The organism is Janthinobacterium sp. GMG2 (assembly GCF_033949445.1).
GTDB lineage: Bacteria > Pseudomonadota > Gammaproteobacteria > Burkholderiales > Burkholderiaceae_D > Janthinobacterium > Janthinobacterium aestuarii.
The window spans coordinates 160,423-185,132 of record NZ_JAXAWA010000005.1 but is presented as its reverse complement, the minus strand read 5'-3'; the positions used below and the strand labels follow the sequence as shown (position 1 = coordinate 185,132).

15 protein-coding genes are annotated in these 24,710 nt (G+C 65.8%); 9 read left to right on the top strand and 6 right to left on the bottom strand.

Annotated elements, in window-relative coordinates:
- The first annotated feature begins 10 nt into the window (after positions 1-10).
- Positions 11-730: a DUF72 domain-containing protein gene (locus tag SKZ59_RS19285; protein WP_319992657.1), complete on the top strand. Its 720-nt coding sequence runs from the start codon at positions 11-13 to the stop codon at positions 728-730.
- Here SKZ59_RS19285 and SKZ59_RS19280 read toward each other — a convergent pair.
- The gene (locus SKZ59_RS19280; protein ID WP_319992656.1) at positions 727-2,967 is read right to left on the bottom strand and encodes a hypothetical protein; all 2,241 of its coding nucleotides are present in this window, start codon (positions 2,965-2,967) and stop codon (positions 727-729) included. The two genes, SKZ59_RS19285 and SKZ59_RS19280, sit on opposite strands and share 4 nt — an antisense overlap.
- A 245-nt stretch (positions 2,968-3,212) precedes the next feature.
- Between SKZ59_RS19280 and SKZ59_RS19275 the strand changes: the two genes are divergently transcribed.
- The 7 genes from SKZ59_RS19275 to SKZ59_RS19245 all read left to right on the top strand — a co-directional run bounded on the left by SKZ59_RS19275 (position 3,213) and on the right by SKZ59_RS19245 (position 17,997).
- Positions 3,213-3,593, top strand: a complete 381-nt coding sequence (locus tag SKZ59_RS19275) for a GntR family transcriptional regulator (protein ID WP_139091276.1) — start codon at positions 3,213-3,215, stop codon at positions 3,591-3,593.
- Entirely contained in the window at positions 3,590-4,462 is an 873-nt protein-coding gene (locus tag SKZ59_RS19270) for an ABC transporter ATP-binding protein (protein ID WP_034756930.1), read from the top strand. Before SKZ59_RS19275 ends, SKZ59_RS19270 begins: the two co-directional genes overlap by 4 nt.
- Positions 4,459-5,460 carry a hypothetical protein gene (locus SKZ59_RS19265; RefSeq protein WP_319992655.1) on the top strand — a complete coding sequence of 334 codons (1,002 nt, stop codon included), beginning with the start codon at positions 4,459-4,461 and terminating at the stop codon, positions 5,458-5,460. Before SKZ59_RS19270 ends, SKZ59_RS19265 begins: the two co-directional genes overlap by 4 nt.
- A gap of 758 nt (positions 5,461-6,218) precedes the next feature.
- Positions 6,219-13,262 carry a hypothetical protein gene (locus SKZ59_RS19260; RefSeq protein ID WP_319992654.1) on the top strand — a complete coding sequence of 2,348 codons (7,044 nt, stop codon included), beginning with the start codon at positions 6,219-6,221 and terminating at the stop codon, positions 13,260-13,262.
- A gap of 136 nt (positions 13,263-13,398) precedes the next feature.
- Positions 13,399-14,670 carry a TolC family protein gene (locus tag SKZ59_RS19255; protein WP_319992653.1) on the top strand — a complete coding sequence of 424 codons (1,272 nt, stop codon included), beginning with the start codon at positions 13,399-13,401 and terminating at the stop codon, positions 14,668-14,670.
- 28 nt (positions 14,671-14,698) lie between these two features.
- Positions 14,699-16,831, top strand: a complete 2,133-nt coding sequence (locus SKZ59_RS19250; RefSeq protein WP_200873061.1) for an ATP-binding cassette domain-containing protein — start codon at positions 14,699-14,701, stop codon at positions 16,829-16,831.
- Complete coding sequence (locus SKZ59_RS19245; RefSeq protein WP_219329792.1) at positions 16,828-17,997, top strand: HlyD family type I secretion periplasmic adaptor subunit; 1,170 nt, start codon at positions 16,828-16,830, stop codon at positions 17,995-17,997. Before SKZ59_RS19250 ends, SKZ59_RS19245 begins: the two co-directional genes overlap by 4 nt.
- A gap of 12 nt (positions 17,998-18,009) precedes the next feature.
- On the opposite strand, the gene udk is transcribed toward SKZ59_RS19245, so the two are convergent.
- Positions 18,010-18,654: a uridine kinase gene (gene udk / locus SKZ59_RS19240; protein WP_319992652.1), complete on the bottom strand. Its 645-nt coding sequence runs from the start codon at positions 18,652-18,654 to the stop codon at positions 18,010-18,012.
- A 315-nt stretch (positions 18,655-18,969) separates the two neighbouring features.
- Between udk and SKZ59_RS19235 the strand changes: the two genes are divergently transcribed.
- A complete protein-coding gene (locus SKZ59_RS19235) occupies positions 18,970-19,350 on the top strand; it encodes a tetratricopeptide repeat protein (protein WP_319992651.1) in 381 nt (126 codons plus the stop codon).
- 15 nt (positions 19,351-19,365) lie between these two features.
- Here the strand turns inward: SKZ59_RS19235 and SKZ59_RS19230 are convergent, their stop codons facing one another.
- The 4 genes from SKZ59_RS19230 to rnr form a co-directional block, all read right to left on the bottom strand.
- Entirely contained in the window at positions 19,366-20,076 is a 711-nt protein-coding gene (locus SKZ59_RS19230) for a YceH family protein (RefSeq protein ID WP_319992650.1), read from the bottom strand.
- Between the two features lie 10 nt (positions 20,077-20,086).
- A complete protein-coding gene (gene cysE / locus SKZ59_RS19225; RefSeq protein ID WP_034756915.1) occupies positions 20,087-20,836 on the bottom strand; it encodes a serine O-acetyltransferase in 750 nt (249 codons plus the stop codon).
- 192 nt (positions 20,837-21,028) lie between these two features.
- A complete protein-coding gene (rlmB, locus tag SKZ59_RS19220) occupies positions 21,029-21,772 on the bottom strand; it encodes a 23S rRNA (guanosine(2251)-2'-O)-methyltransferase RlmB (protein WP_058048541.1) in 744 nt (247 codons plus the stop codon).
- A gap of 14 nt (positions 21,773-21,786) precedes the next feature.
- Entirely contained in the window at positions 21,787-24,348 is a 2,562-nt protein-coding gene (rnr, locus tag SKZ59_RS19215) for a ribonuclease R (RefSeq protein ID WP_319992649.1), read from the bottom strand.
- Positions 24,349-24,710: the final 362 nt, after the last annotated feature.

The following is a 24,710-nucleotide window of genomic DNA, read 5'->3' as shown; positions in this document are numbered from 1 at the left end:
TAATGGCGCCATGCATACTGTTTACATCGGCACGGCCGGCTGGAGCATTTCCAGCGCCGCCGCCAGCCACTTCCCCCTCGATGGCAGCCACCTGCAGCGCTATGCCCACGTGCTCAACTGCGTGGAAATCAACAGCTCGTTCTACCGCCCGCACCAGCCCGCCACCTACGCGCGCTGGGCAGACAGCGTGCCCGACCACTTCCGCTTCAGCGTGAAATTGCCGCGCAGCATCACGCACGAACGGCGTTTGCGCGGTGGTGAGGCCGATCTCGATCGCTTTGCGTCGGAAGTGGGGGAATTGGGAAGCAAGCTGGGCTGCGTGCTGGTGCAGCTGCCGCCCAGCCTGCGATTCGAAGCGGACGCGGCCTTTGACTTCCTGACTGCGCTACGGCAACGCTTCGACGGCATGCTCGCGTGTGAAGCGCGCCATCCCAGCTGGTTCGAGCAAGGCGCGACCGAGCTGTTGACGATGCAGCGCATCACGCGCGTGCGCGCCGATCCGCCCGCCGGCCAGCCGGGCCCGCACGTACCGACGACCAGCGTAGCCTACGTGCGCCTGCATGGCAGCCCGAGAATATATTATTCGGACTATCCGGCCGATGACCTGGCAGCACTGGCCGCTGAATTGCACGCATCGGCGCAGGCGGACAGCTGGTGCATATTCGACAACACGGCGGCCGGGGCGGCCCTGTTCAATGCGCTGGACTTGCAGGCGCGGATCTGCGCCTAGGGCATCAGTGTCTGCAACACGGCCTGGGCCGTGAAACCGTACAGGGTACCGTTGCCGAAGGCGAGGATACTGATGGCAGGATGGCCCCAGGCCAATGCTGGCGTGGAAATGACGCCAGCCGTATCGATCTTCCGCACCCAGCCCTGGCCGCTCAGGTACAGATTGTCGCTCGCATCGACAGCCAGGGTTGATATCCCCGAAAACGGCAAGCCGCCCACGCCTGGCGGGCCATCGCCGCCGTTGCCCTTGTTGAGGGTACCGGCAAACACGCTGGCCTTGCCTGTGCGATCGGCCTTGAAGACGACTTGGTGCACACTATCGTCAAAATACAGATTGCCCTTGCTGTCAAAAACCAGGCTGCCCGGGTCCATGTGCTCCCAATTGCCTGTCTCCCCCAGCGAGCGCATCATGGCTTCGAATGACAGAAACGCCGAGAACGTTCCACCGGGAGGGCGGCGGAAAACGCCGTCGCGGCCCCAGCCCAGCCAGGCCATATAGCCATCCTTGTCGATGGCCAGCCGATACTGCAAAGGCTTGCCTGTGCCGGCAGGCAACGCTTCCTGTGTCGACACCTGGCCATCCTTGCTGATCTTGCGCAAATTAAACGCGGTGCCTGCCGCTGCCTTGTCGGCAAAATATACGGCGCCATCCTGGTCGCAGGCGATCGCGACAGGACCAAGCATGGTCGCGCTTGCGCGCGGCCCGTCATTGCTGCCGGCGACGCCAGCCATGCCCGCGTAGACGCTCAATGTCCCATCCGGCGTTACACGGCGCAGCACCTTGTTTGTCATATCGAGCAAATAAACGTTGCCGGCAGGATCGCTGCACATGCCAGAGCTCCCCACGTTTCCCACGCGGGCCGCCCCGCCGACAGCTTCGGTCACGCCCCTATTGCCCGGCATGACAGGCATGGCGGACAACACCCTTGCCGTGTCAAGCCTGTTCAAACGGTGCTTGCTGACATCGTGGACGATCATGCTGCCGGAAGGCTCCAGCAATAGCGAACCGAGGTTTGTCCAGTCGGCCGAAGTCCCCGCCGCATCGGTCACCGTCCCGCCCACCAGGGTCGTCACGTTACCATCCGGAGTGACGCGGCGAAGAGAGGTGGTATCGGCCAGCAGCACATTGCCGTCACGGTCAGTCGCCATGCCCCGGATGTTACTGAAGCTGGCGGCGACGCCTTTGCCGTCCGAGCTCACACGCTTGTTGCTTCCCGCAACCACGACGGCCACGCCCTGCTGCCAGCGGAATATCCGGCTGCCAGCCCCTTCGCTGAAGTAAATCATGCCGCTGGCATCGACGGCAATTTGCGATGGGGATATACGGAAGCCCTTCCCATCGATCAGCTTTTCGGAGCTGACGAGGCCCGCGGGCGTCACCCGGCGAATCATTTGCTGCCCCGCATTCGCAAGCAGGACATCGCCATTGCTATCCATGGCCATACCCGTCATCCAGGCGAATTGCGCCTGCGCGCCCTGCCCATCGGCGACCACGGATTCCGGGGCGGACCAATCGCAGGCCGCGCTGCGCTGCCCCGCCACCGTGCTGACAACGCCGGCTGGCGTAATCTTGCGCAGGAGCGTATTGCAATTTTCGAAGAGATACAGATTCTCTGCCCGGTCGATGGCCAGGATCGACACACCGCTACTCATGTAGAAAGTGGCTGTGGCAGCGGCGCCATCGTCGGCGCCCGGCTTGCCCGGAATGCCCGCGTACACGCTCACGGCGCCGGCAGGCGTCACTTTATGGATGACTTGCCGGACAGCATCGGCGATGTAATAGTTACCGGCCGCATCTTGCACCATGCCGGACACATTATGGATTTTCTCTTGCACGCCGGCCAGCATGACGGGCAGGCAACGCACGGCCAAGGTGTTGACATCCGCATTGCCCACCGTCGCCGCCCCCTTGGCGAGGGTGCAGCCGAGGCCCTCGGACGTGCTTACTATCTTGCCATCGTAGCTGGCGCCTGGCGCCAGCTTGCCCGCAAAGTGAAAGGCGCCGTTGGCGGTGACGGTGATCTTGTCACCGCCGTTGGCCAGCAGCACCTGGGTGCCGGGCACCAGGCCACTCACTGTGCCGCCCACCAGGTAACTCGGCGCTTCGGCCACCGGTGCGACCGGCGCGACTGGCGCAACCGGGGCAGCGGCATCGCTGGAACCGCCGCCGCAGGCGCTCAGGCCAATGAGCAAGGCGACGCCGCAGGCAGCGCGCCCGTATAGATTCTGTTTCTCCATGCACTTCATTCTCATCGTTGCTTTCATTGCTATTGAGGAAGATTTTCTCTAATAATTGCCTATGGGCATTATTCGAGATCCAGCATATTACCCGTTTAACAATATTGAAAATACACAGATTGTGTTGACATGTGATTTTTTACTGTTATAGTTAACTACAACACCAACTCAATACATCACGGAGCTTCGATGCCTACCGCATTTTTCACGCGCCGCGCCGCACCACCCTTATGGGAGCGCATTCCATGAGCGCGGAATGGAACGACAATAGCCCCATCTACCGCCAGCTCAAGGCCAGGGTGGTGGGCATGATGCTCGATGGCGTGCTGCAGTCCGGCGACGCCCTGCCTTCGGTGCGCCAGGTGGCGGCCGACTATCAATTGAATCCCATCACGGTGTCGCGCGCCTACCAGGAACTGGTCGACGATGCCCTGGTGGAAAAACGCAGAGGACTCGGTATGTATGTCTTGGAAGGCGCCCGCGACAAATTGCTGGCCAGTGAACGCGAGCGCTTCATGCGCGAAGAATGGCCGGCGATGCTTGAACGCATCACGCAACTGGGCCTGAACCTCGAGCAACTACTGCAAGCGAGCCGCGACAGCGGCGCACACGGAGAGAGCGCATGAATGCATTGAACAAGGATAGCGTCATCAGCGCGCGCGGCTTGCGCAAGCAATATGGCAAGCAGGTGGCCATCGACGGCATCAGCTTCGATATCGCGCCGGGACGCATCGTCGGCTTGATCGGGCCGAACGGTTCCGGCAAGACCACCACCCTGAAAGCCATCCTGGGCCTGACGGGCTTCGAAGGCGACTTGTCGGTGCTGGGGCGCGATCCCCGTGTGCAGCGCGATGCGCTGATGGACGACGTGTGCTTCATCGCCGACGTGGCCATCCTGCCGGGCTGGCTGCGCGTGGCCGACGCCATCGATTTCGTTGCTGGCGTGCATCCACGTTTCGACCGCAGCAAGGCCGAGCGCTACCTGGCCCACACCAAGCTGTCGCCGAAGATGAAGGTCAAGGCCATGTCGAAAGGCATGGTGGTGCAGCTGCACCTGGCGCTGGTGATGGCCATCGACGCCAAACTGCTGGTGCTCGACGAGCCGACCCTGGGCCTGGACATTCTGTACCGCAAGCAGTTCTACCAGAACTTGCTGGAAGACTATTTCGATGAAAACAAGACCATCGTCATCACCACACACCAGATCGAGGAAGTGGAACACATCCTCAGCGACCTGATGTTCATTCGCGACGGCAAGATCGTACTGGCCTCGAGCATGGAAGAAGTGGGCGAGCGCTATATCGAAGTGATGGTGGGCCCGCAGCACGTCAATCCGGCGCGCGCGCTGCAGCCGATCAGCGAACGCAGCGTATTCGGCAAGTCGGTGATGCTGTTCGACGGCGTCGCCCGCACCCAGCTGGCCGCCCTGGGCGAAGTACGCACGCCCAGCCTGGCTGACCTGTTTGTCGCGACCATGAAAGGATCGTACCAATGAGTATTTCCCCTGCCAACAAGCTGCAATGGCTGATCCGGCGTGAACTGTGGGAACACAAGGGCATGCTGGTATGGACACCCGCCCTGATCGGCATCGCCATGACCGTGCTGGGCGCCTTGATGACGATAGGTACCATCGCCAAGACCAAGATGCGCACGGCGCTCATCGTCAATGGCGAGGAAGTGTCCTGGAGCACCGTCTTCAACACGCGCACCTTCGGCCCGCGCCGCACGGAAATCATCGACGCCGTCGCCAACAACTACACGTACGCGGCCGCGCCGCTGTTCCTGGCGCTGGGTTTCCTCGTGTTCTTCTATTGCCTGAGCGCCCTGCATGACGACCGCCGCGACCGCAGCGTGCTGTTCTGGAAATCGCTGCCCATCTCGGATGCGCAGACGGTGCTGTCGAAAGCAGCCATCGCCCTGCTGGTCGCGCCGCTGATCGTGGCCGCCGCCGCCAGCCTGACTTCGCTGGCCCTGATCCTGATCCTCAGCGGCGTGCTGGCAGCCAACGGCATCCACGTGTTTGCCGAACTGCTCGCCACCCCGGGCCTGTACCTGGGACCGCTGCGCGTGTTCGGCTTGCTGCCCGTGTATTGCCTGTGGGCATTGCCGACGGTCGGCTGGCTGCTGATGGTATCGAGCTGGGCCAAGTCGAAAGTCTTCCTGTGGGCCGTCGGCGTGCCGCTGCTGCTGCTCATCCTGACCGTCTGGGCCGGCAAGCTGACGCAGACAGAAAGCAATGTCGGCTGGATACAGATGAATGTCATCGGACGCGCCCTGCTGGGCACCCTTCCCGGCAGCTGGTATCTGTTCGAGCCGCAATTGCTGTCGCAAATGCATGCCCTGGCAGAAGGGGGATCGCACATGACGCGCATCGATGTGTTCAGCAACTCCTGGTCCAGCCTGGCCTTGCCAGCCGTCTGGCTGGGGGCGGCGGCAGGCGCGGCGCTGATTTACGCCGCCATCCGCCTGCGCCGCTGGCGCGAGGAAGGCTGACAGCGCCATATCACCTCCCCCACAAAACGCCCCGCCCGCCGGGGCGTTTTTCATTTCTACTCCATTCAGCCCCAAAAAATAATAACTACCTTAGCGATAGTTATTATGAAAACTCCCCATCGCAACATCAAGACTATTCATTCGATAGCATTAATCCGATATAAAAATTACAAATAATTATTTCTATCGTATTTTATTACCAATCACATTTGATAATCGACAGTTAAAAAACAACAACTAGCAATTCGATAGCAAGGCGGTTTTTTGGATAAAAAGCACAGAAATACGCGGGCACGACAGCAGACTCAGCCGAAAACACCTGTTTCGTGACAATTCGTGAGTATTTACCCGCATGACGCCAGAGAAAATAAGACCGTGGGAAGTGATCAAAATGAAATTGGAAGTTTCAAAATTGAAACTATCCTCATAGTGGCAGCCAGCACATACCTCGTGCAAACGCTGCATCCTGCCGTTACGTCTCGCCGGACCAGCCAGTTGCCGGCGCCACAAAATACAGGAAAGCGGCAACGCATAAAACGAATATGGAAATAACATTTTAAATATCGCCGCAATCGCGTTCTTTTGCCCCAACGTTTTTTTCCCAATTATGTTTTACTTGCCACTATCAACAGCGGAAACACCAGAGTTCAACCACGGCCCAAGCCTCGCCGGAGCAAGCAAGGAATCGAAGCAGATTATTGATTTTTTATTATTTTAGAAAATTGTACGAATACTTAACCTTTTCCGGAGACTTTCAAATGGCCACCACCCAAAACCCAGCACAAGTTCCCGCCAATGCCGAAGGCGCTGGCGCCAAGATCGCGACGCCCGCAAAAAAAGCCGTCGACCCAAAAAACGGCGACCGCAAGCAGTATGACGAAGATGAACTGATCAAAGGGGACGATGCCAGCGCGACCATGCCGCCTGAAAATGTCGTGGAAGTCACGGGAAGCGCCGCCAACGGCAATGCCGGCGCCGTGGGCGCGGCGGCCGCTGTGGCGGCAGCCGCCCTGGCAGCCGGTGGCAGTGGCGCGGCCGCAGGCCAGGCCGGCAATGGCAGTGCCGACCTCGGCACGCCGCAAAGCGATAACAATGGTGGCGCCGCAGGCGCCGCGGGAACAGGCGCAGGCGCTGCCGGCATCCCCAGCGGCAGTGTCGTGGATGTGGCCGGGGCATCGGCTGGCGCCGGTAGCGGCGCGGGCGCTGGCGCTGCGGGTGGCCTGGGCGGACTTGGCGTGCTGGGCGCGCTCGGCGGCCTTGGCCTGGTCGCCGCCGCAGCCGGCGGTGGCGGAGGCGGTGGCGCCGCGGCTGGCGGTTCCGGCACCGGAGGCGGCACCGGTGGCGGCACGGGGACAGGCGGCACCGGTGGTACCGGAGGCGGCACGGGGACGGGCGGTACCGGCGGCACAGGTGGCACGGGCGGCTCGACCGGCGGTGGCACGGGCAATCAATCCACCACCACCGTCGTGAGCAACGCAGCCGTGCTGGCCGCCGCTGCCGCCGCGGCGGCCGCCGCCAATGCCCTGGCCGATGACGCCGCAGCGGCGGCTGCAGCGGCCACGGCCGCAGCTTCGCTGGCCGCGGCAAATGCGGCCATCCTGGCCGACCAGCTGGCGGCGCAAGCGGCCGCTGACGCGGCGGCAGCCTTGCTCGCCGCCAATAGCGCCACCAGCGACGATGCGCTGGCGGCCAGCACGGCCGCTGTCGTGCCCGGTGCGCAAGCGGCCGCTGGCGCCGCCACGAATGACGACAGCGCTGCCGCCGCCGCTGCCGCTGCTGCCGCCATATCCCAGGCCGCCGCCACGTCGGCGCAAAATGCCGATGCGGCTGCCGCCACGGCCGCCGCCAACGCCGCCGCCGCACACGCCGCCGCCGATGCGGCGCAAACACAAGCGGACCAGACCAACGCCCCTGCCCTGCAAGCCATCGCCGATGCGGCCGACGTGGTCGCCGCCGCGGCCATCACGCAGGCGGCGCTGACCGATGCGGCCGCACTGGGCGTCATCGCGGCCAATGACGCCGCCGCTGCAGCCGCCGCCACGGCGCTGGCCAATGCCACAGACGCCGCCGCGCTGGACCTGGCGGCAACCGCCGCCGCCAACACCGCCGTCTCCGCAGGCATCCAGGCCAGCTTTACCGATGCCGCTGCCTTGGCCCTCATCTCGGATGCGGATGCCGCCGCGTCTGCCGCCGCGACCGAACTGGCCGATGTCACCGATGCCGCCGCCCTGGCCGCCGCCGCGAGCGCCGCCGCCACGGCCGCCGCCGATGCGGCGACAGCGGCCAATGCCAGCGACGCCACGGCACTGGGCATTGCCGCCACCGCCGCCGCGAATGCCTCCATTGCCGCCGATGCACAAGCAAACCTCACCGATGCCGTCGCGCTGACGATGGCAGCGGACGCCGCCGCCGGTATTGCCGCCCAGGACGCCGCCATCGCCAACGCCACGGACGCCGTCGCCCTGCAAGCGGCCGCCAATGCCGCCGCGACGAACGCCGCCAATGCCCAGACGCAAGCGAACATGACGGACGCGCCCACCCTGGGCCTGATCGCCGATGCCGCTACCCTGGCGTCGGACGCGGCACAACTGCAGGCCGGCTTGACGGATGCGGCTGCGCTGGCCCTGATTTCCGATGCCGACGCTGCCGCCGCAGCCGCAGCCGCATTGGCCGCCAGTAGCGATGCCGCCGCGCTCGACGCCACCGCCGCCCTTGCCGCCACCGTGGCGGCCAACGCCGTCGTCACAGCCAGCCTGAGCGACGCGGCCGCCCTGCAAATCACGGCCGATGCGGCCGCCAGCACGTCCGCCAGCGCCGCCGCACAAGCGGCATTGACGGACGCGGCCGCCCTGCAACTGGTTTCCGACGCCGATGCCGCCGCCGCGCTGGCAGCGCAAACGACGGCCAACCAGACGGATGCGGCCGCCCTGGCCGCCGCCGACGCAGCGGCCGCCAGCGATGCCGCCAACGCCCAGGCAGTGGCCGACCAGACCGATGTGGTCGCCCTGCAGCAAGCGGCCGATCAGGCCGATGCCGATGCGGCCGCCGCCAATGCGCAGGCCAGCCTGCTGGACGTCAATGTCGCGCTCAATGCCTTCAATCTCGCCAGCCTCGCCGCCCTGGCCGCCAACGTCACGGCTGGCCAAACCAGCGTGCTCGACCTGACGGCCACCGTGAATACCTTGCAGCTCGGTGCCGATAATGCCGATATCACTGCCTCCCTGTTCGATGCCACCATCCTTGCCGGCATCTCCACCGCCGATGCGCTGACGGCAGCCGGCCTGCAAACCCTCGCCGCCGCGACCGATGCCGATGCACTCATCACTGCGGCGGCCGCTGCCGTCTCGGCGGCGGAGGTGGCCGCTGGGCTGGGCGGGATCGATATCTCGGCAGTCAGTGCTGCCGCCGCCGCACAGGCCGCCGCCGCAGCTGCCGCCGCCACGGCCCTGCTGACCGATGCCGGCGCGCTAGGCCTCGTTTCCACCACCGACGCCGCCGCCGAACTTGCTGCCCAGACGGCTGTCACCACCTTGACGGCCGCCAACACGCTGGCGCAAAACGCGCTGACGGCGGCACAATCCGTTGCCAACCTGACCGACGCCGTGGCCCTGGGTCTGGTCTCTTCCGCAGCCGACGCGGCCGCAGCCCTGGCCGTCACGACGGCTGGCCAGACCGATGCCACCACGCTGAGCCTCATCTCGAATGCCGATGCGCTGGTCGCCTCCTCGGCAGCCAGCCTGGCGGCGCTGACGGACGCCACGGCGCTGGGCTTGATCTCGACCGCCGATGCCACCGTGGCCGCCACCCTGCAGGCAACGGCCGACCTGACGGACGCCGCCGGCCTGGGCCTGCTCGCCACGGCCGCCGCCGCCGCCGCCAATACGGCGACGAATGTTGCCAACCTGACCGATGCGGTGGCCCTGGGCACGCTCTCGGCAGCGGCCACCACGGCCGCCAATACGGCTGCCGCCACCGCCGCGCTGACGGACGCCACGGCACTGGGCCTGGTCGCCACGGCCGATGCGGCTGCCGCCGCCGCCCTGCAAACGACAGCCAACCTGACCGATGCAGTAGCACTGGGCCTCGTGTCGACGGCCGCCAACACGGCCGCCAGCGCCGCTGCCGCCGTCGCCAGCCTGACCGATGCCGTCGCCCTGGGCACCGTGTCGACGGCCGCCACGGCCGCCGCCAACACGGCAGCGGCCACCGCCGCGCTGACCGACGCCGTCGCCCTGGGCCTGGTGTCCACCGTCGATGCGGCCGCCGCCACTGCCGCGCAAACGACGGCCAACCTGACGGACGCCGTCGCCCTGGGCCTGGTCGCGACCGTCAATGCCACCGCCTCGACGGCAGCAGCCGCCGTCGCCGGTCTCACCGACGCCGTCCTGCTCGGTACCGCCCACACGCTCAATGTGACGGCCGCCACCGTGGCGGCCACCAAGGCTGCCCTGACGGATGCCGCCGCACTGACCACCATCGCCAGCAACGATGCGGCCAATGCCGCCGCCCTGGCCGCCTATTCAGCTGCCCACCCGTTCGACCTGGTGGCGGCGCTGGCGGCCACCACAGCGGCTACCACGGCGGCCCTGTCGCAGGCCGTCGCGCAGTCGGCGCAAGCCGATGACGCGGCTGCCGCCTCGACAGCCGCCACGGCGGCAGCATCCCTGACCGCCCTGAACAATGCTCTCGCGGCCGACAGTGCCGCCACCGCCGCCGCCACCCTGGCCCTGACTTCCCAGGCGGCAGCCACGGCGGCGGCGCTGGACGACACGCTCGCGGCCACGGCCGCTGGCGTGGCCGCCACCTCGCTGGCCGCGGCCCAGGCGGCGCAGGCAGCCGATGCCGCCGCCGCCGCGACGGCAGCGACGGCGGCCAACGCCCTGGCCGCCCTGAATGCGGCCTTGCAAGCGGACGCGAATGCGGCCGCCACGGCCGCTGCCGCCGTGGCGGCGAGTGCGGCCACCGCTACCGCCATCGCCGACGATCTGGCCGCTGCGACGGCCGCCACTGTCGCCAGCGTCTCGCAAGCGGCCGCGCAAGCGGCGCAACTGGCAGACAATGCCGCCGCCAGCGCCGCCACCATCGCCGCCAACGCGCTCGCTTCCCTGAATGCGGCCCTGGCCGACGATGCGGCTGCCGCTGCGGCCGTGCTGAACTCCACCAATGCAACGGCCGCCGCGGTGGCCGCCGCCACCGCCGACACGGCTGCTGCCGCGGCGGCCGCCGTGGCCGCCATCTCGGCCGCCGCCACGCAGCACGCGCAAGCGGACGATATCGCTGCTGCCGCCGCCGCCCTCACGGCATCGATCTCGCTGGCAGCCACGCAAGCCGCGCTGGCCGCCGATCTCGCCGTCGGCACGACTGCGGCAACGGCAGCGAGCGCCCTGGCCGCGCTGAACCAGGCCCTGGCCGACGACGGCGCCGCTGCTACCGCAGCCACGGCAGCGGCCAACGCGCAAGCGGCCCTGAACAACGCCACGACCACACTCAACGCGGCGATATTGACGGCCAGCGCCTCGCTCGCCGCCGCCAATGCCGCTGCGGCAGACGACGCCACGGCGGCAAGCACGGCAGCCGCGGCCGCAGCGGCCCAGCTGCTTTCCGATGCGGCCTTGGTGGCCGATGTCGCCCTGGCGGCCCTTGCCACGGCTGCCAATAATGCATTGGCGGCAGCCAGCGCGGCGCTGGCCCTAGACGATGCAGCCGCCAATGCCGCGCACACGGCCGCCCTCTCGGCGGCCGCCACCCTGGCGGCGCAACTGGCCGATACGGCAGCCCTCAACGCCCATGCCGCACTCGATGCGGCCATCCTCAACCTGAACGCCGCCGTGACGGCCGATATCAACGCGACGGATGCCGACAATGACAAGACGCTGAAACTGAACCTCCTCATCGCCGCCCAGAGTGCGGCCGATGACGCGGCCCAGGCCAATGCCAATGCGGCTGCCGCCCATGCGGCGCTGGCGGCGGCCCAGGCCGACGATGCGGCTGCAGCCACCGCTGCCGCCAATGCCACTGCCGCGCATGCGGCGGCGGTCGCGGCGCAAAACGCCGATGCCGCCGCGGCAGCGGCAGCAGCGCAAGCGGCCATTTCCCTGGCCGCCACCCTCAATGCCCAGGCGGACGACGCCACTGCGGCAGCAGCCGCCACCGCCGCAGCCAATGCGCAACTGGCACTCGATGCAGCGCTGGCCGCCGACGCCGACGTCGCCGCCACGGCCGCCGCCGCGGCGGCAGCCCAGCTGGCGGCGCAAAACGCGCATGACGCTGATGTTGCGGCAGCGGCAGCGGCCGTTGCGGCCGCCATCACCCTGGCCGCCACACAGGCGGCGCAGGCCGATGACGCGGCAGCCGCGCTGGCAGCGGCCAACGCGGCCAACGCCCAGGCGGCGCACAATGCCGCCGTCGCCGACGACCAGGCCGCGGCCGATGCCGCCGCAACCGCCGCACTGGCGCAAGCGGCTGCCACGGCAGCGGCAGCCGCCGATGCCGCCGCCACCGCCAGCGCCGCCGCAGCGGCAGCATCGCTGCTCGCAGCCCAGGCGGCGCAAGCCGACGACACGGCCGCCAACCAGGCAGCGGCCAATGCCGCTGCCGCCACCGCCGCGCACACGGCCGCCATCGCCGCCGACGCGCTGGCCGTCAGCACGGCGGCAACGGCCGCCAGCGCACTGGCAGCGGCCACGGCAGCGCAGAACGACGATGACGCCGCAGCAGCCGCAGCGGCCCAGGCCGCCGCCTCGCTGGCAATCACCCAGGCGGCACAGGCCGACGATGCGGCGGCAGCGGCCGCCACCGTCAACGCCAACAATGCGATAGCAGCGGCAGCGGCAGCCCATGCGGCCGATGCCGCCGCGCCGCTGGCGCAGGCACAGGCCGCCGCGTCCCTGGCGGCCCTGCAAGCGGCGCAAGCGGACGATGCGATCGCCGCCAGCGCGGCAGCGGCTGCGGCGCAAGCACATGCCAATGCGGATGCCGCGCAGGCGGACGACGCGGCGGCGGCCCAGGCCAATGCCGACGCGCAGGCAGCCGACGCGGCACTGGCGCAAGCGAACGCCATCGCGGCGCAGACCGACGCCAGCGCGCTGGCCGTCGTGGCGAATGCGGATGCGGCCAACGCCGCCGCCGTGCAAGCGATCGCCGACCAGACCGATGCCGTGGCGCTCACGCAGGCCGCCGATGCGGCAACGGCAGCAGCGCTGGCAGCGGCGCAGACGGCCGCCCTGACGGACGCCAGCGCACTGCAACTGGCAGCCGATGCGGCCGCGGCCGCCGCCCTGCAGGCGCAGGCGCAGGCGGACCTGACGGACGCCGGCTCGCTGACGGTGGCGGCGAATGCCGATGCCGCGGCGGCAGCGGCGGCCCAGGCCCAGGCCGACCTGACGGACGCGAGCCAGCTGTTCGTGCTGAGCCAGAATGCCCTGCACAACCCGCTGACGGTAGCCGACTTCAGCACGGGATTGCCGGCCGCCGGTGGCGACGTGATCGACATGTCGGCCATCGCCGACCTGACGGCATCGGTGGCCGTAGGCGTCAACGTGAGCACGGACTTTGGCAACAACAACCTGTTCATCTTCGACGGCACGTCCGTGTCGATCGGCGCGGCAGCCAGCGCCATCGCGGCCGACGACAGCGTCTTGTCGGGACAGGGCTACATCGTCATCGCCGATGCGCAAAACAGCGGCGCCGTGACCGTGTATCACTCGACTGACCTGAGCAACACCAACGCCATCGACACGGCGCTGGTGCTGCTCAGCGGCGTGAACATCACGCAGCTGACGGGCGCCAACTTCGTCGTCTGAAGCCGGGCACCCACGCCAGGCGCCGCGCCTGGCACGGCGGCGGGAGCGCAGCACAGCGGGCGCTCCCGCCACACCTAGAAATGCGTCAGGCCTGATGCCGGAAAAATACGGGATGAGATTACGCGGTTCCCCAGCATTGTTTGTACTGCCACGTGGCGCGGCCTTGCTGGCGGCCATGGCCATGGCATCCATCAGCTCCTTCGTCCAGGCCCAGGGCAGCACCGCCTGGAGCTTCGACCAGGTCTTGCAGCAGGCGCTGCAAAGCCATCCCGCCGTGCAGGGCAAGCGTTCGGCGCAGGCTGCCGCGCGCGCCGACCTCGATGGCGCGCAATGGCAGCGCTTCCCCAGCCTGTCGGCCGAAGTCCCCACGGGTTCGCAGGAAACGGGCGGCGTGGTGCGCCTCGAGCAGCCGCTGTGGAGCGGCGGGCGCATCGACGCCGGCATCGATGCGGCCGGCAGCCGGGTCGACGCGGCCGGCGCCGCCATCGAGGAAGAACGCCTGACCCTCTCGCTGCGCGTGATCGCCGCCTACACGGAAGCGCTGCGCCAGACGGCGCGCATGCGCTCGGCCGAAGAGGGACTGGCCGAGCACCAGCGCCTGCTGGACATGATCAAGCGCCGCGTGGCGCAGTCGGTCAGTTCGCAAACGGACCAGCGCCTGGCCGAATCGCGCGCCTACCAGGCGGCCAACGACGTGTCGAATGCGCGCCAGGCGCAGGAAAACGCGCTGGCGCAGCTGTCGCAGCTGGCCGGCAAACCCGTGCGCCTCGTCACCGCCGCCGGCATCGGCGTGGGCGAACCGCTGCCCGACGCCAGCCTGGAACGGGTCATGCGCCAGGCCATCGGCTACTCCCCTACCCTGCAGCGCCTCGATTTCGAAGCGCAGGCGGCCGATTCCGAGATCACCATGCAGCGCTCGGCCTACATGCCGAAGGTGGTGCTGCGCATGGAAAAGCCCACGGGCGGCGGCATCAATGCCGACAACCGCGCGCGCGCCATGCTGGTGCTGCAGGCGCAGCCGGGCGCCGGCTTGTCGGCCAAGGCCGGCGTGGACGCGGCCGTGGCCCGCCGCGAAGGCGCGCGCGCCGCGCACGACGTGGCCGAACGCGAGGTGCGCGAGCGTTTCACCCTGGACTGGAACGAGGCCGAGGCAAGCCGCCAGCGCCTGGGCAACGCGGGCGAGGCCAGCACCACCTCGACGCAGGTATTCGAATCGTATGCACGCCAGTACGTGATCGGCCGCAAGAGCTGGAACGATGTGCTCAACGCCGTGCGCGAAGCAACCCAGGCGCGGTTTTCGCTGGAAGACACGCGCGCGCAGGCGATTGCCGCCAGCCTGCGCCTGGCCGCGCAGACGGGCACCCTGGCCGGGCGCACGGCGCCGCCGGGCCTGGCGCGCGCGAATTGACACCGACATGATGCAGACAGGAGACAGCGTGGATACCTCCATCAAACATGGCTTGCTGACACTCGTCGAACGGGCCGCCCGCCTGACAGGCCAGCATCTGGCGGCTGCGCGCCTGGCCGACCTGCAGCGCCAGCTCGAAGATATCGACGGCAGCGGCGCACCCGCCATGGTGCTTACCGCCATCTGGCAGGCGGCCGGGCTGGAAGGCGCGGCGCGCCCGCTGCACGAGCCGACGCCGGGTGAGCTGCCATTCGCCGTCTACAGCGCCAGCACGGGCTGGGGCTTGCTGCAGTCGCGCGGCGCCGACGGCGCCTGGCGCGGCGAAGGCATCGATGGGCGCGCCTTGCAACTGGCCTCGCTGGCAGGTTTAGCTTGCGTGGGCCTGCCGCGCCGCAGCGAAAAAAGCGGCGCCCGCCCCGGAGCGCTAAGCCTGGTGCGCAAGGCCCTGTGGCTGAAGAAAAGCGTGTTTGTCGACGCCGTGCTGGCCACCGCGCTGGTGACCCTGCTGACCATGGCCACCTCGCTGTTTTCCATGCAGGTGTACGACCGCGTGATCCCGAACCAGAGCTTCAGCACCCTGTGGGTGCTGGTGGTGGGCGTGGCGCTGTCGATTGGCCTGGAATTCATCCTCAAGCAGGTGCGCAGCCGCATCGTCGACCACTCGTGCAATGACGTCGACCATGAATTGTCCGAATGGTTTTTCCAGCGCATGCTGGGCATCCGCATGGAGGCGCGCCCCGCTTCCGTCGGCACCCTGGCGGCGCAAGTGAAGGGCTTTGAAATGGTGCGCGGCGTGCTCACGTCGACATCGCTGTTCGTGCTGACGGACGTGCCCTTCGCCGTGATTTTCCTCGCCATGATCACCATCATCGGCGGCTGGCTCGTGGTGGTGCCGCTGGTGGCCCTGCCGCTGGCCCTCGTGTGCGGGCTGATGTTCCAGCGCGCCATCCAGATCCATACGCGCAAGAACCTCAACGCCAGCAACCGCAAGGCGGGCTTGCTGGTGGAAGCCGTCGATGGCGTGGAAACGCTCAAGGGCAGCAGCGCCGAATGGATGATGCAGGCGCGCTGGGCCGAGCTGGTGGCCGAAACGAGCCACGCGGAGCAGAATATCCGCGACTATGCTGCCCTGTCGCAAAACATCACGGCCGCCTTCCAGCAACTGACCAACGTGGCGCTGATCTCCATGGGCGCGTGGTTCGTGGCCGAGAACCAGATGACCATGGGCGCCCTGATGGCGTGCACCATCATCAGCAACCGCGCCCTGATGCCCATCGTGCAGCTGCCCGCCGTGATGGTGCAGTGGGCGCATGCGCGCGCCTCGATCGACGGCCTGGAACAGGTCATCAGCCTGCCCAACGAAGCCGACACCGCGCAGTTCGCGCTGACGCCGCGCAGCCTCGATACGGGATTGCGCTTCGAGCGCATCCGCTTTACGTACGGCGGCGCGCAAAAGGTGGCGCTGGAAGTGGAAAATCTCGCCATCCTCCCCGGCGAACGGGTCGGCCTGGTGGGCGCCATCGGCTCGGGCAAGAGCACCCTGCTGAAACTGGCCTCGGGCCTGTACCAGCCGGCCGAAGGCAAGGTGTACCTGGGCGACGTCGACATGGCCCTGCTGGCGCCGGCCGTGGTGCGCGAAATGGTCGGCTACCTGCCGCAGGAAACGCGGCTGTTCAGCGGCACCCTGCGCGACAATCTGCTCTTGGGACTGGCCGACCCGGGCGAGGAAGCGATCCTCGCGGCGGCAAAGCGCACGGGCCTGATCGAGCTGATACTGGGCCAGCCACGGGGACTGGCGCTGGGCATCACCGAAGGCGGGCGCGGCGTGTCTGGCGGCCAGCGGCAATTGATCGCCGTCACGCGCCTGCTGCTGGCCAAGCCGCGCATCTGGCTGCTCGATGAACCGACGGGCGCCATGGACGCGAAGACGGAAGCACGCATCGTGGGGCTGCTGGGAGAACTGGCGGCTGAAGGCGTGACCATGGTCGCCACCACGCACAAGAACGCCCTCTTGCCGCTGCTCGACCGCCTGGTGGTGCTGCAGGCGGGCCGGGTGCTGCTCGACGGCCCGCGCGACTTTGTCCTGGCCAAGCTGTCGGGCAAGCCGCAGGCCGTGCCCAGTTCCGCAACGGCGCCGGTGGCGCAAGGAGCCGTCGCATGAAACTGGCCAAGGTCGAAGCGAAAGAGGAAGCGAAACGGGGCCGGGTGCTGATCTGGAGCTGCACGGCGGCCCTGGCCGGCATCATCGCCTGGGCTTCGTGGGCGGAGCTGGACCAGGTCACGCGCGCCAACGGCCAGGTGATCGCCAGTTCGCGCAACCAGATCATCCAGGTGGCCGATGGCGGCGTGCTGGCCGAACTGCGTGTGCACGAAGGCAGCGTGGTGAAAAAGGGAGCATTGCTGGCGCGCTTCGACCGCACGCGGGCCGAGACAAGCTACCTGGAAAGCACGGCCAAGGCGGCAGGGCTGAAGGCGGCCGTGGCGCGTTTGCAAGCCGAGGTGTTTGGCGGCGCGCCGAAGTTCCCGCCCGAACTGCAGGCGTTTCCGGAGTTTCGCGCCAACCAGCTGGCCCTGTTCAGCAAGCGCCAGGGCGCCGTGCAGGCGGAGGTGGGCTCGCTGGAAAGCGCCATGAAGCTGATCAAGGAAGAACTGGAAATGAACCTGCCGCTGCTGGAAACGGGAGACGTCAGCCGCGCCGAAGTGCTGAAACTGCGGCGGCAAGTGGTCGACATCCAGGCGCAGATCACCAACCGGCGCAACAAATATCTGCAGGATAGCCAGACGGATCTGGTGAAAGCCCAGGAAGACCTGGCCGGCGTGCTGCAGACGGTCACCCAGCGCAAGGAGCAGCTGGGTTCGACGGATATCTACGCGCCCACGGACGGCATCGTGCGCAACGTGCGCCTTACTACCCTGGGCGGCGTGGCCAAGCCGGGCGAGGAAATCCTGCAGATCGTGCCGACGGACGATGACCTGATCATCGAGGCGAAAGTCAAACCGGCCGACATCGCCTTCATCAAGCCGGGCCTGCCCACGGCCGTGAAGCTCGACGCCTACGACTACGGCATCTACGGGCGCCTGCGCGGCACCGTCAGCTACATCAGCGCGGACACCTTAAGTGAAGATAACAAGGGCAACGAGCAGCCGTACTACCGCGTGCAGATCAAGACCAGCGGGCGCAACCTGATGGGCAAGAATGGCGAGCCGATCCTGATCCAGCCCGGCATGACGGCCACCGTGGAAATCAACACGGGCCGCAAGACGGTCTTGCGCTACCTGACGAAACCGATCACCAAGACATTCTCGGAATCGATGGGGGAGCGGTAAGCTGGCGGGCTGTTAACCGGCAGGCTTCAGGCGGCCAATGACGCTGGCCACCTTGGCCGTGATCATGTCGACCGCGGGGCCGTTGGCGCCATGCGGCAAGATGACATCGGCATTGCGCTTGGTCGGCTCGATGAATTGCTTGTGCATCGGGCGTACCGTTTCCAGATACTGCTCGATGACGCTTTCCACGGAGCGGCCACGTTCCGTGATATCGCGCTGCATGCGGCGGATGAAGCGCACGTCGGAGGCCGTGTCGACAAAGATCTTCAGCGACATCATGTTGCGCAAGTCTTCGTCATACAAGGCAAACAGGCCTTCGATCACGATCACGGGCGCCGGCTTGACGGGGATGGTCCTGTTGGAGCGGTTGTGCAGCGTGAAGTCGTACTCGGGCATCTCGATCGCTTCGCCATTGCGCAAGGCCTGGATATGCCGCACCAGCAATGGCCACTCGAACGCCTGCGGATGGTCGTAATTCTGCTGGCGCCGGACTTCAGGGGAGAGATGGGTTTGGTCGCAGTAGTAGTCGTCCTGCATCACGACCGAGACCATGTCGGCGCCGAAGGACGCGAGCACTTGCTGGGATACGGTGGACTTGCCACTGCCGCTTCCGCCAGCGACACCAATAACAAACGGTTGGAAGGAAATATTATTCATGCCGAATGATACCGGAAACGCGAGCGGACCGACAGGGCGCGGCGGCAAAGCCGGGCCTGTCACGCGGCAGGCACAAGCCAGCCGAAGAAGGGGCCGATAGGCGAACGCTTGGCAAGATGGTATTCTAAACAAGCTCAAGATGCGCAGACGGGACGCATCGCGCCGGCATTGCATGCCTGACCGCTCTCAGTATCGATTGACTATTTACCTGGAATGGACAATGAACGAAGAAAAATTTTGGCAACTGATAGAGCAAATCGGCCGTGAAGCCCTGGAAGACGGAAGCAATTGCGCCGCCTGAACCAGCTAACGGCAATGGACGCCATCGCCGCAAGCAAGGCGCATATCAGGCTGGCCGAAGGCGATGCCGGGCAATGGGATATGCACATGGCGGCAGCGGAAGCCGTGCTGCGCGGCGCCTTGCAAGCGAATCGGCAAACGGATCGGCAAGACACCGCCCTGCTCACTTGCCTGGGCGCCGTGCTGTGTGACCAGGGCAAGTACAGGGAAGCCGTCAACGTGCTGGAAACGGCGCTCACGCTGGGTTCGACGGACGGCCATACCCATTACAACCTGGGGGTGGCTCTGGCGGGACTGGCAAAACCGCGCAAGGCCATGGCGCAATTTGGCAAGGCGCAGGGCCTTGCCGCATCCAGCCTGACCTGGACCGCCTATTTCGACCCGCAAGCCCAATAGGCGCTTGCCCGGAAATTACTCGAACTGCTTGCGGAACGCCTCGAACTGCGCCGCCAGGCCATCGAAGTCGCTGCGCAATTGCAGCACTTCCTGCTCCAGCTGGGCGACACGGCTGCCCTGCTGCGGCGCGCTGACGGCGCCGGCGTAGCCTGCCGCCGTCTCGATCTGCGCGAGCGCCTCTTCTCCGCCCAGCAGATAGCCGTAGCGCGGTTCCTTGGCACCGGGCGCGACGGCCAGCTTGGCCACCAGCGGCGGATATTTGTCGATCAAGAACTGCAGGCCCGACTCCACTTCCGCCACGGACTTGAATTCATGTACGCGGCCGCTGCGGCTGCGGATCTCGCCCGCCGTCTGCAAGCCGCGCAGCATCAGGATCGTCAGGATGGCCAGTTTATCTTGTTCCAGCGACCACTTGATGCGCATGCGGTGTTCGTACTTGGCGACCCGCGCGCCCGCCTGCGTGATGCCGTTGACGAACTTGCGCTGCATCAGGCGCTGCAGCACGTCGTAGACGGTTTCTTCGGACAGGGCCATGACGGGATCGCGGCTGGAAAGCTGGTTGCAGCCGTTCGTCAGCGCGTTGAGCGACAGCGGATAGCTGTCCGGCGTCAGCGCTTCCTTTTCCGCCAGCACGGCCAGCACGCGGATCTCGAACGGGTCGAGCAGATTCGGATTGTCAGTGCTTTTTTCTGCCGCGTTTTCAGCTATGTTTACGTCTGTAGTCATGCCTGTATCCTTAGTCAACCAGCTTGTTCATTTGCTCGGAATCGAATTTATCACACTCGGGCACGCCCTGGCAGCAGATGCCCGCCGCCTTCAGTGTGGCGAGGATGGTTTCGATGCGCTGTTCCTGCGCCACGGCGTGCGTGATCAAGCCTTGCAGGGCTTTCGACAGCGGATCGTCGCCGTTGGGCGTGACGCCGTACGCGGCGAACAAATGGGCCGTGCTGCCCTCGCGCAAGGCACTGACATCCTTTTGCACGATGTGCGCGGGGTTGCCGACAGCTGTCGCGCCGGACGGCACGGGTTTCAACAGCACGGCGTTCGAGCCCACCTTGGCGTACTCGCCCACGGTGAAGCTGCCCAGCACCTGTGCGCCGGCGCCGACGATGACGCCGCGCTCCAGGGTCGGATGGCGCTTGGCGCCGCTGTGCAGCGACGTGCCGCCCAGGGTCACGCCCTGGTAGATGGTGCAGTCGTCGCCGACGACGGCCGTCTCGCCGATCACCACGCCGAAGCCATGGTCGATGAAGACGCGCCGGCCGATGACCGCGCCCGGATGGATCTCGATGCCCGTGATGATGCGGGCGATATAGGAAATGAAGCGCCCCACCCACTTCATGCGCCGCGTCCAGCACCAGTGCGCCCAGCCATGCATGACGATGGCGTGCAAACCCGGATAACAGGTCAGCACCTCCCAGCCATTGCGGGCGGCCGGGTCACGTTCAATGATGCTGTTGATGTCTTCGCGCAGGTGGTGGAACATAATGAAAATGGATAAGGTGGAACGCAAATGGTAGCGTATTCGGAGGCGTGCTGCCGGAGAGGCAGATAAACAACCGCCGCCTCAAGGGCGGCGGCTGATTCTGGAAGCGTTACAAAACGTTCAGGGCAAGGCGCATTGCCGAAGACAGTACGAATGTACGGCGAGGCAATGCAACGCCGCCATGGACGTTTTTTAGGCTTCCAGCGCGATGCGCTGGCGGCGGGCTTCATAGAGACATACGCCCGATGCCACGGACACGTTCAGACTCTCGACGGAGCCGAACATCGGGATGCTGACGAGGATGTCGCAGGTGTCGCGCGTCAAACGGCGCATGCCTTCGCCTTCGGAACCCATGACGAGAGCTGTCGGGCCCGTGAAATCGGCTTCGTACAAGCCTTTTTCGCCGTCGTCCGACGTGCCGATCAGCCAGATGCCGCGATCCTTCAATTCACGCATGGTGCGCGCCAGGTTCGTCACGGTGATGTACGGGACGGTTTCGGCGGCGCCGCTGGCGACCTTGGCCGCCGTGGCGTTCAAGCCCACGGCACGGTCCTTCGGCACGATGACGGCATGTGCGCCGACGCCGTCGGCCACGCGCAGGCAGGCGCCCAGGTTGTGCGGGTCGGTGATGCCGTCGAGTATCAACAGCAGCGGCGGGCCGTCGATGGCGTCCAGCAGCTCATCGAGATTGCGCGCCAGCGACAGTTGCGAGGCAAACGCGATCACGCCCTGGTGGCGGCGCGTGCCGACGATCTTGTCCAGGCGCGACGAGTCGACGGGCATGACGCGCACGTTGGCAGCCTTGGCGGCGGCGATCATGTCCTTCATGCGGCCGTCGACGCGGCTGGCATCGACGAAAATTTCTTCCACGGACGACGCTTCATGACGCAGACGCGAGGTGACGGCGTGGAAGCCGAAAATCATTTTATTCTTCATTATCTATCTATCGCTTATCGCTTGTTCTTGCTTGATTTTGATACAGTTTTTGCTGCACGTGGTGCCGCCGCAGCGGGTGCCGCGGCTGGTTTCTTGCTGCGCTTCGGCGCGGCGGCCTTGGGGGCTGCCGCCTTGGGGGCTTCCTTGGCTGCAGGCTTGGCTTGCGCCTTGGCGCCATTGGAACGGCCGCCGGAACCCTTGCCGGGTTTGCCACCATTGTTGCCGCCGCCATTGACGCTGGTTTTGATCTCGTGACGCTGCTCGGTCGCGGGACCGGGCTTGACCATCGATTTCTTTTCGCCCTTGCGCTTGCCGCCAGCTTGCTTGGCTGGCGCTTCTTCGCCCGCCAGTTCCGCATCGGTGACCAGGCGCAGGTCGATCTTGCGCGTTTCCAGATCGACACGCGCCACTTGCACCGTCAGACGGTCGGTCAGCTGGTAGCGCTTGCCCGTACGTTCGCCGCGCAATTCATGGCGCGCGTCGTCGTACTGGAAGTAGTCGGTGCCCAGCTCGGTGACGTGCACCAGGCCTTCGACAAACAGGGTGTCCAGCTGCACGAAGACGCCGAAGGTGGTCACGCCGGTGATCGTGCCGGTGAATTCCTCGCCCAGCTTGTCCTGCATGAAGTAGCACTTCAGCCAGGCTTCCACGTCGCGCGATGCTTCGTCGGCGCGGCGCTCGTTGGCCGAGCAATGCACGCCCAGCGCGTCCCAGATCGTCAGATCCGTCTTCTTCGGCTTGCCGTCGGCCTTGTCCTTGGCCTGCTGCTTGCGCGTGGCGTTCGACACGTTCGTATTCAGCACGGTCTTTTCGGACAGCTTCGGCTCGTACTTCTTGCCTTGCAAAATGGCCTTGATGGCGCGGTGCGTCAGCAGATCGGGATAGCGGCGGATCGGGCTGGTGAAGTGCGCATACGCCTCGTACGCCAGGCCGAAGTGGCCGATATTGTCCGGGCTGTAGACGGCTTGCTGCATCGAGCGCAGCAGCATCGTTTGCAGCAGGGCCGCGTCGGGACGCGCCTTGATCTGCTGCATCAGGGTCTGGTAATCGGATGCCGATGGCGTGTCGCCGCCCGTCAGGTTCAGGCCGACCTGTTTCAGGAAAGTGCGCACTTGCGTGAGCTTTTCCTTGGTCGGGCTGGCGTGAATGCGGTAGGTGCCTGGGTGCTTGTTACGCAGCAACAGATCGGCCGCGCAGACGTTGGCCGCCAGCATGCACTCTTCGATGATCTTGTGCGCTTCGTTGCGCGTGCGGGGAATGATCTTTTCGATCTTGCCGGCGCTATTGCAGACGATATACGTTTCCGTCGTCTCGAAATCGATGGCGCCCCGCTCCGTGCGTGCTTTCAGCAAGGCGCGGTAGACGGCTTCCAGGTTTTGCAGGTGCGGCAGGATGTCCGCGCGGCGTGCCGCTTCGGGACCCTTGGTGTTGCCCAGCACGGCAGCGACTTCGTCATACGTGAGGCGCGCGGCCGAATGGATGACGGCCGGATAGAACTGGTAAGCCTTCAGCTCGCCCTTGTCGCTGACGACGGCGTCGCAAACGAGGGTCAGGCGGTCGACGGCCGGGTTCAGCGAGCACAGGCCGTTCGACAGTTTCTCCGGCAGCATCGGGATCACGCGGCGCGGGAAGTAGACGGACGTGCTGCGCTCGAGCGCGTCGATATCGAGCGCGTCGTTCGGTTTCACGTAATGGCTGACGTCGGCAATCGCCACGATCAGGCGGAAGCAGTTGGCACGGCCGATCTTGACGGGCTCGCAATACACGGCATCGTCGAAATCGCGCGCGTCCTCGCCATCGATGGTCACCAAAGGCACGTCGCGCAGGTCGACACGGTCTTTCAGGTCGGCGGCGCGTACTTCGAACGGCAGCTTTTCAGCTTGCTTGAGGGCGGCGGCGGAAAAGATGTGCGGCACGTTGAATTTGCGCACGGCAATTTCAATTTCCATGCCGGGATCATCCAAAGCGCCCAGCACTTCGACGATCTTGCCGACCGGCTGCTTGAAGCGCATTGGTTGCTCGGTCAACTCGACGCTGACGATCTGGCCGGCTTTTGCCTTGCCGACCGAACCGGTGACGAGAATGTCCTGGCCGATGCGCTGGTCTTCCGGCGCGACGACCCAGGTACCGTTTTCCTGGATCAGACGGCCGATGACGTGGGTATTGGCGCGGTAGGTGACTTCGACGATCGTGCCTTCGGGGCGGCCGCGGCGGTCCGTGCCGACGATGCGGGCCATGACCTTGTCGCCATGCAGTACTTTCTGCATTTCTTTCTCAGGCAGGAACAGGTCGGCGCTGGCGTCATCGGGAATGACGAAGCCGAAGCCATCGCGGTGGCTGGTGACGCGACCGGCGACAAGCGCGCTCTGGTCGGCCAGGCTGAAAACACCGCTGGCGTCAGACTTGAGCTGGCCGTCGCGCTCCATCGCCTTCAGGCGACGGACCAGGACATCCATGGAATCGGCATGCACTTGCAGCGTTTTCCCGAGAGACTGCGGGTCGAGAGGCGCGTTGACGCTGCGGAATATGCCGAGAATGTCCTCCCGGCTGGGGATGGTGTGGGTATTTTGGCTCAAAAGTATTTCTATAGTTGTTATTGACAGTGATCAAACGGAAGACAAAGACCGATGACATCACCGTCAATATTGACACGGTGATGTCCGGTAGTGTACCGGAGGACGCCTTGGTTTGCCTAACGGACAGCGTAGCGGAAACCGAACAAGTGCCCCGCCGATGAAAAAAAGGAGAAAAGCTGCGCAATGCATTTGACTTCGGCAAATATTGCTCTATAATCTCGGTCTCTTGCAGCGACAAACCTTCACGGGAATGCAGCTACAGGAAAGCGGTACAGGGTTGATGTGCAGTATGGAGCGAAAGCTCATCTGGCGCAAAACTCTTCAAGTCGCTATAATAGCAGAATTGTTGCCAAGTTATTTGG